The organism is Cupriavidus sp. YAF13 (genome assembly GCF_052113425.1).
In the GTDB taxonomy this organism is placed as follows: Bacteria; Pseudomonadota; Gammaproteobacteria; order Burkholderiales; family Burkholderiaceae; genus Cupriavidus.
The window spans coordinates 141,603-154,071 of the sequence record NZ_JBFRDD010000012.1 but is presented as its reverse complement, the minus strand read 5'-3'; the positions used below and the strand labels follow the sequence as shown (position 1 = coordinate 154,071).

Annotated in this window: 14 protein-coding genes; 3 read left to right on the top strand and 11 right to left on the bottom strand. The window is 67.7% G+C overall.

What is annotated here, in order from left to right; all coding sequences use genetic code 11:
- Positions 1 to 258 precede the first annotated feature (258 nt).
- Genes AB4061_RS12910 through AB4061_RS12900 form a run of 3 tightly spaced genes read right to left on the bottom strand, consistent with a single transcriptional unit; the run spans position 259 to position 3,019 of the window.
- Positions 259 to 1,233, bottom strand: a complete 975-nt coding sequence (locus AB4061_RS12910; protein ID WP_441634265.1) for a Bug family tripartite tricarboxylate transporter substrate binding protein — start codon at positions 1,231 to 1,233, stop codon at positions 259 to 261.
- A gap of 50 nt (positions 1,234 to 1,283) precedes the next feature.
- On the bottom strand, positions 1,284 to 1,982 hold the full coding sequence (locus AB4061_RS12905) for an RraA family protein (RefSeq protein ID WP_441634263.1): 699 nt from the start codon (positions 1,980 to 1,982) through the stop codon (positions 1,284 to 1,286).
- Positions 1,983 to 2,023: 41 nt separating this feature from the next.
- Positions 2,024 to 3,019, bottom strand: coding sequence for a hydroxyacid dehydrogenase (locus AB4061_RS12900; RefSeq protein WP_441634261.1), 996 nt, complete (start codon positions 3,017 to 3,019; stop codon positions 2,024 to 2,026).
- 152 nt (positions 3,020 to 3,171) lie between these two features.
- Between AB4061_RS12900 and AB4061_RS12895 the strand changes: the two genes are divergently transcribed.
- Positions 3,172 to 4,074, top strand: a complete 903-nt coding sequence (locus AB4061_RS12895) for a LysR family transcriptional regulator (RefSeq protein WP_441634259.1) — start codon at positions 3,172 to 3,174, stop codon at positions 4,072 to 4,074.
- On the opposite strand, the gene AB4061_RS12890 is transcribed toward AB4061_RS12895, so the two are convergent.
- The 3 genes from AB4061_RS12890 to AB4061_RS12880 form a co-directional block, all read right to left on the bottom strand.
- Positions 4,071 to 4,424 (bottom strand): VOC family protein, encoded by a 354-nt coding sequence (locus AB4061_RS12890; RefSeq protein ID WP_441634257.1) that lies wholly within the window; start codon positions 4,422 to 4,424, stop codon positions 4,071 to 4,073. The two genes, AB4061_RS12895 and AB4061_RS12890, sit on opposite strands and share 4 nt — an antisense overlap.
- A 90-nt stretch (positions 4,425 to 4,514) precedes the next feature.
- Positions 4,515 to 5,372 (bottom strand): helix-turn-helix domain-containing protein, encoded by an 858-nt coding sequence (locus AB4061_RS12885; RefSeq protein WP_441634255.1) that lies wholly within the window; start codon positions 5,370 to 5,372, stop codon positions 4,515 to 4,517.
- 5 nt (positions 5,373 to 5,377) lie between these two features.
- Positions 5,378 to 5,518, bottom strand: coding sequence for a hypothetical protein (locus AB4061_RS12880; protein ID WP_441634253.1), 141 nt, complete (start codon positions 5,516 to 5,518; stop codon positions 5,378 to 5,380).
- 131 nt (positions 5,519 to 5,649) lie between these two features.
- Here AB4061_RS12880 and AB4061_RS12875 point away from each other — a divergent pair, with 131 nt between their 5' ends.
- The gene (locus AB4061_RS12875) at positions 5,650 to 6,024 is read left to right on the top strand and encodes a Bug family tripartite tricarboxylate transporter substrate binding protein (protein ID WP_441634251.1); all 375 of its coding nucleotides are present in this window, start codon (positions 5,650 to 5,652) and stop codon (positions 6,022 to 6,024) included.
- On the opposite strand, the gene AB4061_RS12870 is transcribed toward AB4061_RS12875, so the two are convergent.
- From AB4061_RS12870 to AB4061_RS12850, 5 genes are all read right to left on the bottom strand, one after another.
- On the bottom strand, positions 5,996 to 6,766 hold the full coding sequence (locus AB4061_RS12870) for an SDR family NAD(P)-dependent oxidoreductase (protein WP_441634249.1): 771 nt from the start codon (positions 6,764 to 6,766) through the stop codon (positions 5,996 to 5,998). The genes AB4061_RS12875 and AB4061_RS12870 overlap by 29 nt on opposite strands.
- 150 nt (positions 6,767 to 6,916) lie before the next feature.
- Positions 6,917 to 9,019, bottom strand: coding sequence for a 2Fe-2S iron-sulfur cluster-binding protein (locus AB4061_RS12865; RefSeq protein WP_441634247.1), 2,103 nt, complete (start codon positions 9,017 to 9,019; stop codon positions 6,917 to 6,919).
- A 58-nt stretch (positions 9,020 to 9,077) separates the two neighbouring features.
- A complete protein-coding gene (locus AB4061_RS12860; protein WP_441634246.1) occupies positions 9,078 to 9,689 on the bottom strand; it encodes a glutathione S-transferase family protein in 612 nt (203 codons plus the stop codon).
- Between the two features lie 220 nt (positions 9,690 to 9,909).
- On the bottom strand, positions 9,910 to 10,821 hold the full coding sequence (locus AB4061_RS12855; RefSeq protein WP_441634244.1) for a LysR family transcriptional regulator: 912 nt from the start codon (positions 10,819 to 10,821) through the stop codon (positions 9,910 to 9,912).
- 441 nt (positions 10,822 to 11,262) lie between these two features.
- The gene (locus AB4061_RS12850) at positions 11,263 to 11,454 is read right to left on the bottom strand and encodes a hypothetical protein (protein WP_441634242.1); all 192 of its coding nucleotides are present in this window, start codon (positions 11,452 to 11,454) and stop codon (positions 11,263 to 11,265) included.
- A gap of 505 nt (positions 11,455 to 11,959) precedes the next feature.
- Between AB4061_RS12850 and AB4061_RS12845 the strand changes: the two genes are divergently transcribed.
- On the top strand, positions 11,960 to 12,412 hold the full coding sequence (locus AB4061_RS12845) for a GDP-mannose mannosyl hydrolase (RefSeq protein ID WP_441634240.1): 453 nt from the start codon (positions 11,960 to 11,962) through the stop codon (positions 12,410 to 12,412).
- Positions 12,413 to 12,469: the final 57 nt, after the last annotated feature.

Sequence of the window (12,469 nt, the reverse complement as noted above, 5' to 3'; positions counted from 1 at the left end):
TAAGGCGATACTCAGACATGGGTCCCTCTTTTCCGCTCTTTTCGCCGAATCCCGAGGCGCCCCATACGGCCTAGGTAAACCTTGACGGCTCGCTTCGCATCGCGCGTGGGTGTTTCCCGCCCCTTCGGGCGGGAAACACGGCTACCACAATGGGTTGATCTTGCCGCTGGTTGGCTCCCCTCTCCCGCTTGCGGGAGAGGGGGAGAGGGCGGGCGCTTGCAGGAACCAGGCCATTCACATACCAGCAGGTTGGGATTGTCAGCTCAGCTTGATCTGCGCCTCGCGGATCAGCGCGCCCCATTTGGCGTGTTCGGCGCGGATGTGGGCAGCAAATTGCGGGGAGGTCTGGGGTGTGGGCACGCTGCCTTCCTGGGCTAGCTTTTGCTGCACGTCCGCGCGCGCGAGCACCTTGATGGTCGCAGCGCTGAGGCGCGTGGTGACGTCGGCCGGCAGGCCGGCGGGGCCGACCAGGCCCAGCCAGGTGGCGGCTTCGAAACCGGCGAATCCTTGCTCGGCCACCGTTGGCACGGATGGCAGCGAGGAGAGGCGCTTGGCCGAAGTCACCGCTAGCGCGCGGATCTTGCCGGCGGATAGCTGCGGCATGACGGAGACGGCGTTGCCAAAGTAGGCGTCCACCTGCCCGCCGAGCAGGTCGGTCATGGCCGGGCCGGCACCCTTGTAGGGCACCTGCAGCACCCGCACGAGCGCGCGCCGTGCCAGCATCTCGCCGGCCAGGTGGCCCACGGTGCCGTTGCCGGCCTGCGCGATGCCGATGTCGCCGTTGTGCGCCTTGGCCGCCTTGATGAAGTCGGCCAGCGTGTGCAGCGGGGAATCCTGGCGTACCACCAGCACCACGGGCTGTTCCGCCACGCCGACAATGGGCGTGAAATCCTTCAGCGGATCGAACGGCATCTTCGGGTACAGCGCGGGGTTGATCGCCAGGTTGGCGGCGTGGCCCATGCCGATGGTGTAGCCGTCCGGCGCGGCCTTGGCTACCGCGTCCAGGCCGATGTTGCCGCCAGCGCCCGGCTTGTTGTCGATGACCAGCGTCCACTGGTCGGTCAGGGTCAGCTTCTCGGCGATCAGGCGCGAGGTGATGTCGGTGCCGCCGCCCGGCGGGAAGGGCACGACGAGGCGGATCGGCTTTTGTGGCCACGGGCCTTGCGCGCGGGACAAGCCGGCGGCCATCAGCGTCATGGCGGCGCTGGCCTGCAGGAAATGGCGTCGTTGCATGTTTTGTCTCCTGTTTTTCCAGCTACCCCTGCGGGGGTGCCCTGCCGCATTCAGACCGGTAGTCCCTTGGCACGCAGTGCCGCATCGAAGCGCTCGGGGTCCGAGGTGCCGGCGGCGTTGTCGGCGCGGATCTTGGCTTCCTTCTGCAGGTGGGCGCGGGTGCGCTGCAGGATGTCGGCGGCTTCGGTGGCCGGCACCGCGATCACGCCGTCCGCGTCGCCCACGATCAGGTCACCTGGCATCACGGCCATGCCGGCGCATGACACCGGCACGTTGACCGCGCCCGGGCCGTCCTTGCTCGGGCCGCGGTGGGTGTGGCCGCGCGCGAAGATGGGCATGCCGTCTTCGGCCCACTCCAGCACGTCGCGCACGGCACCATCGATCACCAGCCCGCCGAGTTGCTTGGCCACGCACGTGGTGCGCATCAGGCCGCCAACCAGCGCTTGCGTGATGTCGCCACCGCCGTCGATGACCATCACATCGCCGGGGCGGACCATCATCAGCGCCTTGTGAATCATCAGGTTGTCGCCCGGGCGCACGCGCACGGTCACGGCCGGCCCGCACAGCACGGTGTCGGGGCGGCCGTGATACGGGCGCAGGCCGATGGTGCCGATGTTGCGGCTCATGGCATCGCCAATGGCAGCCACCGGCATCTCCCGGAAGGCCGCGACGATGTCTGGCGCGGGGCCGGCGGCGCAAGGGTTGATCCGGTAGCCCGCGGGCCATGCCTGGGTGGCTTCGTTGCTCATGTCAGCGTTCCTGGTTTCTTGCTGTTGTGTGTGGCGCGGTGTTACGCGCCGAGGGCGGCCAGCACCTGCGGATTGACGCAGGCGGTGGCGGCGGGCGGCTTGCCTTGCAGGAAGCCGAGCACATTGCGCGCGGCATCGCTTGCCATCGCGGCCAGCGCCGCAGGCGTGGAGCCACCCACATGGGGCGTGAGCACCACGTTGTCCAGCGCGGGCAGCGGGCTGTGCGCGGGCAGCGGCTCGGCGGCCATGGTGTCCAACGCGGCCGCGTAGAGCTGCCCGCTTTGCAGCGCGGCTACCAGCGCGGCCTCGTCCACGACCTCGCCGCGTGCGGTGTTGATCAGGATGGCGCCGCGCCGCATCCGCGCGAACTGCGGCGCGGCCAGCATGTTGCGGGTGTGCTGGTTCAGGGGCACGTGCAGGCTCAGCACGTCGCTGGCCGCAAGCAGCGCGTCGAGGGAATCGGCGAGCGCCACGCCTGCGACAGGGCTGGCGCGCCCGGCCAGCGCCGGGTCAAACGCCACCACCGGCATGCCGAGCGCCAGGCAGACGGTGGCCACGCGCTGCGCGACCTGCCCGAAACCAACCAGCCCCAGCGTGCGGCCATGCAGTTCGATGCCATCCTGCGCGCGCGACCACCGGCCGGCATGGAGCTCGCGGTCCATCCACGTCACGCGCCGCGCTGCCGCGAACATCAGGCCAAGCGTGAGCTCGGCGACCGACTGCGCGTTGGCGCCGGGCGTGACATAGACGGGAATGCCGCGCGCGGTGGCGGCTTGCACATCGATATTGCTGACGCCCACGCCGTGCTTGGAGATGACCTTCAGCGTGGGGCATGCCGCGATGGCGGCGCCGCTCAGTGCGACCGTGCGCGAGATGACGGCGTCCACGGGCTCAGCAGCGAGGATGCGGGCCACCTCGCCAGCATCGTTGGCGCCGTTCGCATCGGCAAGGTAGAGAATCCGCGCGTCCGCTGCTTCCAGCAGGCGGACGCCGGCCGGCGCCAGGCGGGGGGCGGTGACGAGTACGGTAGTTGGCATGGCGCTCAGGCTGATCAAGGCGTTGGGCAAAGGGCAAAGGCCCGGTGYGACGGCCGAATTCTTGCTCGCGCATTAGTTTCCGTCCAGCTTATAATTTTTGGTATCTGTTCAAAAAAAGTAATCAGTCAGGACTGCTCCGGCAGCACGCTCCCATGGACCTTCGCGATCTCAAGTACTTCCTAGCCGTGGCCGGCGCGGGCAACTTCCGCCGCGCGGCCGAGCTGGTGCACCGCAGCCAGCCCACGCTCACCAAGGCCATCGACAGGCTGGAGGCGTCGCTTGGCGCCGAGTTGTTCGAGCGCGAGGGCAGAGGGCAAAAGCTCAGCACGGCCGGCATCGCCCTGCGTGCGCGCGCCACCTCGCTGCTGCAGGAGGCCGACCTGCTGCGCGACGAGGTGGGCGCCATCGCGCGCGGCGTGGCCGGCACCGTGCGCCTGGGCAGCGGGCCGCTCGGTGCGGAATACCTGCTGCCGCGGATCTGCAGCATGCTGCTCGGGCAAGCCGCCAACGTGATGCTGCAGCTCACCATCCGCAACAATTACGAGCTGCGCGACGAGTTGCGGGAGGGGCGGCTGGACCTGGTGCTGGGCTTCGTGCCCGAGGAGGAAGAGGAGTTTCACTGCGAGACGCTGCTCAAGGACACCGTGGTGGTGGCCGCGGTGACGGGCCATCCGATCCTCAAGACCCGGCGCGTCACGCTGGACAAGCTCGCCGGCTATCAGTGGGCGCTGCCCAACCGCGCGGTGGCCAGCCGGACCTGGCTGGACCATGCCTTCGAATCGCGCGACCTGCCCCGGCCCGTGGCGCAGATCGAGACCAACTCCATCCCGCTGATCCCGCGCGTGGTCGCCGACACCGAACTACTGACCTTTGTCTCGCGGCGCACCTTGCGCGCAAGCGGCGGTCAGCTGGAGGAGGTGCCGCTGGCGGCGACCACGCTGGTGCGCAATTTTGGCGTGACCTATCGCAAGGATGTGGCGCTATCGCCGGCGGCCGGCCGGCTGATCGCCCTGCTGCACGACCATGGGAGCAGCTTGTTCAACAAGGTGGATTAGCTGGCTTGCCCGGCTGCGGGTTGATGCAACCCGAAGCGCACGCCCTGGGGATCGCGGCACAGGCAGAAGATGCCGAAGCCGGGCTCGCCTGGGCCGGGGTCGTCGGCCTGTCCACCCAGCGCCTTCACCTTTGCCACAGCGGCGGGCATGTCCGCAACGCGGAAGAACACCAGCACCTGGCGCGCCGGGTCATTGCCATGCAAGCCGACCTGGATGGACGGCGTCCGGAACCAGCCCTCGCCAGGGGCCTCCGTCGGCTGGAACGGCCAGTCGAACAAGTGACGGAAAAAGTCTTGCGAGACCTGGGCATTCTGCCCGCCGATCTCAAGGTAAGACACGCTGCCAGGCATAGGACACTCCCTTGATGGATGACGTTGAGCCCGGAGTATCCGGCGCGGCGGCCAAGGCTGTCTTGAAAAAAATGACCTGCACCCAATCGGCTAATCAGCGGCGGCTGCCGCGTCGAGTAATGACGCGGGCTTGCCCGGCGCATCGGGAAACCCGGCCCGCGCATAGGCGGCCGGGGAGCATCCCGCAAATACTTGGAATTCGCGCGTGAAATGGCTCTGGTCGCTATAGCCGCACGCCGCGGCAATGTCGCTGAGGGCCATGCCAGGGTCCGATGCCATCAGGGCGTGGGCCCAGCCAAAGCGCAGGCACYGCGCCGCGCTTTTTGGTCCGAGCCCCATATGCGCCTTGAAGCAAGCCGCGAAGTGCCGGCCGCTCCATCCAATCTTGTCGCTTAGCTGCCGGATCGATGCGCCGCCGTGCCGGCGATCGAGTTCGTCCCAAGCCCAGCGCAGTGCCGCTGGTACGGCCCGGCGGGTGCCGCTCAGGCGCTTCGCCAACATCCGCTCGACCATCGCGAAGCGTGTCTCCCAGTCCTGCGCTTCATGCAGCGCTTCCGCCAGCAGGCCGGCCTCGCTGCCCCAGAGGTCAGAGAGATCGACGATCGGCGTGGCAAGCACTTCGGACGCCCCGTCAAAGAGGCTGTAGGCCGCCCAGGGTGGCAACTCGACTTCGATGCAGGACTGCGCGCTGTCATGCTCTACGGTCACCGGCCCGCCCGGCATGCCGGCCACGAAGGCCTGGTAGCGACGTTGCTGCGCGCCGGCGCCCAGCAGGTATCCACCATCGAAGCCGATGATCAGCTTGATGCGCGCACAGGCCACTTCGACCCGCCTGACGGTCCTTCCCAGGTCTTCGCTGAACCCGGACAGCTTGCAGCCCCAGGAACGCAAGCGCTCCACGGGCGGGCCGGGCAGGTATTGCCAGGAGGGTGGCAGCGGATCACGCACGGCGGTTAGTCCGAACGCGCCGAGTAATGCCCGGCGGCACGCTCAAAGAGCGTGGCAAGGTGTGACGCGGCTGGCTTGCGGGCGGCGCCTCGCACGCTGCGCGTTTGCGCGATGGCGACGAAACCCCGCAGGTGGTGGAGTTTCATGGTGATAACCAGTGGGCATCGACGGAGTGATTTTGCCATCTTTCAGCATCTGCATGGCGCATCTAGTATCCGGTCAAACAAGCATGAAAAGAACAGAAATCAAAACCAGATAAAACCAGACGGAGACACAGATGATTCGAGGCCCCCTCGCGGCGGCGGTCGCGGCCGCATGCCTGCTCGGCGGCGCGCTGCCTGCACACGCCGAGACATTCCCTGCCAAGCCAGTCCGCCTGCTTAGCCCGTTCCCGGCCGGCAGCGGCCCGGATGCCGTCTCCCGCTTGATTGGCGACCGGCTTGGCCGGGACTGGAACCAGCCGGTGATCGTCGATGCCCGCCCGGGCGGCAACGGCTTCATCGCCATGGAGGCCACGCGCCGCTCGCCGGCCACCGGATACGAGCTGGGCATCGCGGACGTTGGCCATCTGGCCAGCCAGCGTGGCCGGAGGGTCCGATGGCAGCGCCAGGGACGGCGAATGCTCAGAACAACGTGTAGCCACCGTCGATGACCAGCGTATCGCCCGTGTGGTAGCGCGATGCGGCGCTCATGAGATAGATGGCGATGCCGCCGAAGTCGGCTGGCTCGCCCCAGCGGCGCATCGGCACGCGCTTGCCCACCATTTCCTGGAAGGTCGGATCCGCCTGGCCCTTGGCGGTCATGTCGGTGGCGATCCAGCCCGGCAGGATGGAGTGCGCGCGGATGCCGTGGCGCGCGTATTCCACCGCCAGTGCCCGCATCATCGAGACCAGCCCGCCCTTGGTGGCGGCGTAGTGCTGGTTGCGCGCGGCGCCCTCGATGGCGGCGACCGAGGCTGTGCCAACCAGCACGCCGCCCTCGCCTTGCTCCAGCATGCAACGCGCGGCGGCGCGCAGCGTGAAGAATGCGCCATCGAGGTTGACCCGCAGCACGCGGTGCCAGTCCTCCGTGGTGATCGTCTCGAAGCGCCCGCCGCGCGCGCTGATGCCGGCATTGGCAAAGCAGCCGTCGACGCGGCCAAGGGTGGCCACCGTGTCGGCAAACGCGGCCTGCACCGCGCGCTCGTCGCCGACATCGCAGATGGCGGTGTGCACTCTGCGGCCATGCGCGGCCAGGCGCGCGGCGGCGTCCGCGTTTTTCTGGGCATTGGTGCCCCAGATCGAGATATCGGCACCTGCCGCCGCCATGGCCTCGGCCATGCCGAGTCCGATACCGCCGTTGCCGCCGGTGACGACGGCAACCTTTCCACTCAAGTCAAACGCTGTGTAAGTCACGACGCTTCCTTTGCCAAGATCAGGATTGTGCCCAGCCAGCCATTGGAATGGAATCTGGCAGGGAGCCTGATGCAGTGTCGCGAGCGCGCCATGTCCATGCGTCGTCCAAAGCGACGAATCTTCGAATGCGGCACTCGCCGTCAACGCCGCTCAAAGATCCAGCTGCAGCGGCACGACCGCTTGGTTTCCGTCGGCATCCACTGCCGCTGGCACCGCGCAGCAGATTAGCGCTTCGTCATGCGCCACGTCGAACTCCGGCGCTTCGGCGTAAGCCACCGCGCCCTGCAGTACACGCGTGCTGCACGAGCCGCAGCTGCCGCCGCGGCAACCGAAGGCTGGCGCCAGGCCGCGCTGCTCTGCCAGCTCCAGTAGCGAGCCGCTGCCGGGCGTCCAGCGGGCTTCCTTGGCCGATTGCACGAAAGCGACCGGCACGGGCTGCAGCGCGGGCCTGGCGGTGGGCGCGGCCGGGCGGCCGAGGTCGCGCTTGCGCACCAGCGACGATGCGCCAAAGGCTTCCGCATGGATGCGTGAATCGGAGATGTTCAGCGCGCGCAGGCCATCGTAGAGCGATTGCATGAACGCGGTTGGCCCGCACAGGTAGAAGTCGTAGTCGTCGAGGGGCAGGCGCGCGCGCAGCAGGTCGATGTCGATGCGCCCGGACACGTCGTAGTCCTTGACCCGGGCGGCGTCCTTCGGGTCGCTCAGCAGACGCACCAGTTCCACCGCGCCGCCGGCACTCTCGGTGAGCGCCGCAAGCTCCTTGCTGAATGCGCGCTCGGCCACCGTGCGCGCCGAGTGGAAGAACCACGTCGGGCGGACCCGCCGCTTGCGCAGGCCTTCATAGACGATTTGGCGGAGCATGGCCAGCATCGGCGTGACGCCGATGCCAGCGGCTAGCAGCACGGCTGGCCTGCGCTCGGCGGCGTTGATGGTAAAGGCGCCGGACGGCGCGCGGGCCTCGATCAGGTCGCCGACCTTGGCGTTGTCGTGCAGATGGCGCGACACCGCGCCTTCGCGCTTCACGCTGATGCGGTACACATCGTCCGCCGGCGACACCGACAGCGTGTAGGTGCGCGTCACCGGCAACGCATGGCCCGCCAACGTGACGCGAATCGGCAGGAACTGGCCTGCCAGATGTGCCGCGCGGCCGGCGCCGTCAGCGGGTTCCAGGTGGAAGGACCGGATCACGCTGCTTTCATCGACGATGCGCGCGACGCGCAAGGGCCGCCAGGCGTTGGCCAGCGCCGCGGCGCGCTGGCGGCCGGCCGCTTCGTCCCAGCTGCCGGTCATCAGCGAGTTTGGCGATGCGCCATCGGCTTGCGGCTGCCAGCGCAGCGGCAGTGCATCGTCGCGGCGCACGATCTGTTCGGGCAGGAAGCGCCACAGGCGCTCCGCGCCCTGGAAGGCGGCGATCTCGGGCGAGTCCAGGATGACCTCGGCCTTGCCGCAGAGCTGGAGCAGTTCGCCGGTGCTGAAGTCGGCAAAGACGAGACCGGCGATCGGGTTGACCACGAAGTTGCCAAGCGTGTTGAAAAACAGGTTGCCGGCAAAGTCGGGAATGGTCAGGCCGCCGTCCGCATCGATCCGGACAAAGCCGGGCTTGCCGCCGCGATGCGACACATCCACCTGGCGCTCCCCCGCTTCGAGGTCCACGTAGGAAGCGACGAAGAACGTGTCAGCGGACCCAATCAGCACGCGTGCGCGCGCATCCAGCGCGGTGAAGTGCTGCGCCGCCGCCGGGGCGGGCATGTCTGGCGCGCGCGTGAATTCGAACACACGCTTCTGGATGTACTGCGGGCAGTTGCCGAAGCTCTGCCCCACGTCRATCCGCAGCACGCCGTCGCTGCCACCGGCGGCACCGGCCACACGTTGGGCCGTCCCGTTCATGCGGTTGCGCCGGCGGGTCAGCAGGTCGATGCCAAGCAGGCCGATGGCGCTGCCGTCTTCCATGCCGGCGTCCGCCGGGTCGGCGGGCTCGCGGGCCATGGCGATATTCAGCGTGGTGGCGTCCGGCGAGTGCAGAAAGCCCGGCTGCCCGGCGCGCAGCGTCGCCCACACCCGGCCATCCGGCGCGACCGCGCCCAGCACCACCATGGGCAGTTGCGCGAAGAACTCGCGGTGCTGGTCGGGCATGTAGTCGCGCACCACGCGCCGCCCGACATCCTCCATGTGCCCGGCAATGCCTGCGCGTGCCTGCAGGCTACGCTCGCCGGCGTGCCAGGGTTGCGCGGATGAATGGGTTTGGGCGGACATGGCGGGTGCTCCTTCCTGTGCGGCGATCGGTGGCCAGGTTAGTGGGCTGGCGTGCGGATCAGGCGGCGAGGCCGGCCGGGGTCTGCTTGAACGCCACAAAGCCCGGCAGGGCTTCGATGCGCTGCAGCCAGGCCTTGACGTTGGCGTAGTCCGACAGATCSACAAAGCCCTCGGGTGCCCGGGCGATGTAGCTGTACAGCGCCACATCGGCCAGCGTGGGGTGGCCCGCGGCCAGCCACTTGCCCTTGGCCAGCACGTCGTCAACGCGCTTGAGGATGACGTGCGCGCGGGCAATCACTTCCTTGGCGTTGTAGGGGGCGCCGAACACGGTGATGAGGCGCGCGGCGGCCGGGCCGTAGGCGATCTCGCCGGCGGCGACCGATAGCCATTTCTGTACCGCGGCGGCACCGGCGGGCGATTCGGGTAGCCAGTCCGTCTTGCCGAACCTCTTGGCCACGTACACCAGGATGGCGTTGGAATCGGTGATCACGGTGTCGTTGTCCACCAGCACGGGCACCTGGCCGAACGGGTTGAGCTTGAGGAATTCGGGGGCCTTGTGCGCGCCTTTGGCCAGGTCGACCTCGATCGTTTCGGCATGGGCGCCGATCAGCGACAGGAACAGGCGGACCCGGTGCGAGTGTCCGGAGAGGGGGTGGCAGTAGACTTGCATGGCGGTGAACCTCGGCGTGTTGGGTGAATGGCGCCGCCCGGTGGCAGCTGGCACAGGGTCCGAAGGGGTCTTGAAGGGGTCTTGGGAGAAGGCCCGCCTGCGCCGTGTCCGGTCCGTGTGCTTGGATGGATCATAGGTGCGTCCCGAAGCACGAAAAACGGCCCCGGCGAGAAGGCACTATTCTCGTTGCGAGAAGAATCCGGGCGCCTGGCGCCCCCCGTCAGCTTGCCGGTGTGTTCAGCGTACTGTCCGCGCGCAGCGTTTCGATGGCGAGGTCCAGGAAGGCGCGGACCTTGCGCGTGGCATGGCGGCCTTCCCGGTGGATCACGTTGATGGGCAGGGGTGGCGGCTCCACGTCGGCCAGCACGATGCGCAGCGAGCCCTCGCGCAGCTGCCTGGCCACCTGGTACGACAACAACCGCACGACGCCAAAGCCGGACACGGCGGCGGCAATCGCGGAGTCATTGGTGGTGGTGGTCAGGCGCGGCTGCAGCCGGGTGACGACGGGCGTGCCGTCGCGGTTGAAGCGCCACTCCGCCGTATTGTTGGCGCCATTGGGCAGGATGGTCGCATGGCTGGCGAGGTCGTCCGGGGTTTGCGGCGCGCCGTGCCTGTCCAGGTAGGACGGCGCCGCGCACACCACGCGCCGCACCTGGCCCACGCGCACGGCTTGCAGCGATGAATCCGGCAGCGTCCCGATGCGGATGCCCACGTCGATGCCTTCATCGACCAGGTTCACGATCCGGTCCAGGAACAGGCAGGTCGCGTCGACTTCCGGGTAGCGGTTCAGGTATTCGGTAACGATCGGCATCACGTAGGCGGCGCCAAACAGCACCGAAGCCGTGATGGCAAGCTGGCCGCGCGGCGCCGCATGCGCGCCCGTTGCCGCCAGTTCGGCTTCGTCGATCTCGCTCAGCAGGCGGCGGCAGTTCTCGAAGTAGGCCGCGCCGGTGTCGGTCATGCGGACCAGCCGCGTGGTACGGGTCAGCAGGCGCACGCCCAGGTGCGTTTCCAGCTCGTTGACGATGCGGCTGACCACCGATAGCGAGATATCCAGCTTGCGCGCGGCGGCGGTGAAGCCGCCTGTCTCCACCACGGTGACGAAAGTCTTCATGGCCTGCAGTCGATCCACGCCCGCTCTCCCGGCCCGTGCGGGCGCTTGATAGATGTGGCGGAGTATATAAGGAGTGATACGACGCCGTGCGGGGCGCGGCACATCGACGCGGTCAGCCCCATAAAAAAAGCCATTCCGAAGAATGGCTTTTTACACCCCGCGACATCCACACCACGTTGCTCCTGCCCCGTTGGCTCTATGGCCTGTGTGGGCAATGCTGGAGTCACGCTGCGAAGACCGGCAAGCAAGTCGTTCCAGGCGGCAAAGCCGCTTGTGGTCCAGCTATCGGATTTAATAACTTATGCGCTGCGACTTGTCACGCGACGGATGATACGTACTAGCGTTAAGGCATCGTATGGGGAAAAGCCCCTATTTTCCATCGCTGTTCTCGCGCCAATTTGCGCCGCGGTGTGCATCGTGGGGCGCGCATCCCGCCGGGCGTGCGCTCAGCCCATGGCGTTACCCGAAGATGCGCGCTTCGCCAGCCGTGTCGCGGCGCGTTGGCGCGCGTTCACGGAGCTGGCGTTCCAGTTCGGAGATGCGATGGTCGACACGGGTCCGCTTGCGGTTGCGCCGGATGGCAAGTGCCGTGCACAGCACTACCATAAGGATGCAGCCGAGCTGGGCGAGCTGTATCGGGTCGTATTGCATAGGAATTCCTGGGCATCGTCGCGCGCGGTGGCGCAGTCTGGCGCGCGGCCAGTGACAGTTGGCCGCCAGTGAAATAACGGCAGCGGCGGGAGAATTTTAAGGCATTGCCTGCGCTTGGTGCGCCAGGCAGTCGCCATCCGCCATTTGTTCGCCGGGCGCAACGCCTGGTGCGCTAGCCCACTTTCGAATCACCTCGCCGCAGGTAGGCTCCATACGTCGCGGACAGGTCTGACCCGCTTGCCCGTGCTTTGCGCCTCGCCTATCCCCCGGTGGGCGAGGCGTCTTTCTGCGCCGGCAGGCTCGTGTCGACGGGATTCGGTCCAGCCCCAAGGCGGAACGATGTGTTCCCGGCCCCCCGCGCGGCATGCATGCCGGCGCTGTTCTTTTTTCGGGGCAGCACGCTTGCTGCGGGATGAAGCGGATCGCGGCTAGGCCAAGCAAGCTAAAGCAGGTTCAAGCAGATGGTAGTCTTTCGATTTTGGCGTCTTTTGGAGTCGCGCGCGCAATGCTTGCCAAATCGGATTTCCTCCGCGTGGTTGCTAACACCCCGCTGGTCTCGATCGACCTGCTCGTCACCGATGTGCAAGGCCGGGTGTTGCTTGGCCGGCGCCGTAACCGGCCTGCCCAAGGGTCGTGGTTCGTGCCGGGCGGGCGCATCCGCAAGGACGAAGGCCTGGATGCCGCGTTCCGGCGCATCGTGGCGGACGAACTCGGCCTCACCGGGGTCGAGCGCAGCGATGCCGCGCCGCGCGGCGTGTTCGAACATCACTATCCGGACAACTTCGCCGCAGAGCCCGGCATCTCCACGCACTACGTGGTGCTCGCCTATGCGTGGACCATGCCCGGCGGCGCGCCGCTCGGGCAACCTGACCAGCACAGTGAGTATTGCTGGATGACGCCGGCCGAGCTGCTGGCGCATGGCGAGGTGCACGAGAACACAAGGGCATATTTCCGCTGACCGGGGCCGGCTGCGGGACGGCCCCGGCGCTTCGCGCCGGCATGGCGTCGGCCAGGG

What these genes read in the sequence shown, in the direction of transcription:
- AB4061_RS12910 (WP_441634265.1), bottom strand. Translation starts at nt 1,233, where the DNA reads ATGCAACGACGCCATTTCCTGCAGGCCAGCGCCGCCATGACGCTGATG.
- AB4061_RS12905 (WP_441634263.1), bottom strand. Translation starts at nt 1,982, where the DNA reads ATGAGCAACGAAGCCACCCAGGCATGGCCCGCGGGCTACCGGATCAAC.
- AB4061_RS12900 (WP_441634261.1), bottom strand. Translation starts at nt 3,019, where the DNA reads ATGCCAACTACCGTACTCGTCACCGCCCCCCGCCTGGCGCCGGCCGGC.
- AB4061_RS12895 (WP_441634259.1), top strand. Translation starts at nt 3,172, where the DNA reads ATGGACCTTCGCGATCTCAAGTACTTCCTAGCCGTGGCCGGCGCGGGC.
- AB4061_RS12890 (WP_441634257.1), bottom strand. Translation starts at nt 4,424, where the DNA reads ATGCCTGGCAGCGTGTCTTACCTTGAGATCGGCGGGCAGAATGCCCAG.
- AB4061_RS12880 (WP_441634253.1), bottom strand. Translation starts at nt 5,518, where the DNA reads ATGAAACTCCACCACCTGCGGGGTTTCGTCGCCATCGCGCAAACGCGC.
- AB4061_RS12875 (WP_441634251.1), top strand. Translation starts at nt 5,650, where the DNA reads ATGATTCGAGGCCCCCTCGCGGCGGCGGTCGCGGCCGCATGCCTGCTC.
- AB4061_RS12850 (WP_441634242.1), bottom strand. Translation starts at nt 11,454, where the DNA reads ATGCAATACGACCCGATACAGCTCGCCCAGCTCGGCTGCATCCTTATG.
- AB4061_RS12845 (WP_441634240.1), top strand. Translation starts at nt 11,960, where the DNA reads ATGCTTGCCAAATCGGATTTCCTCCGCGTGGTTGCTAACACCCCGCTG.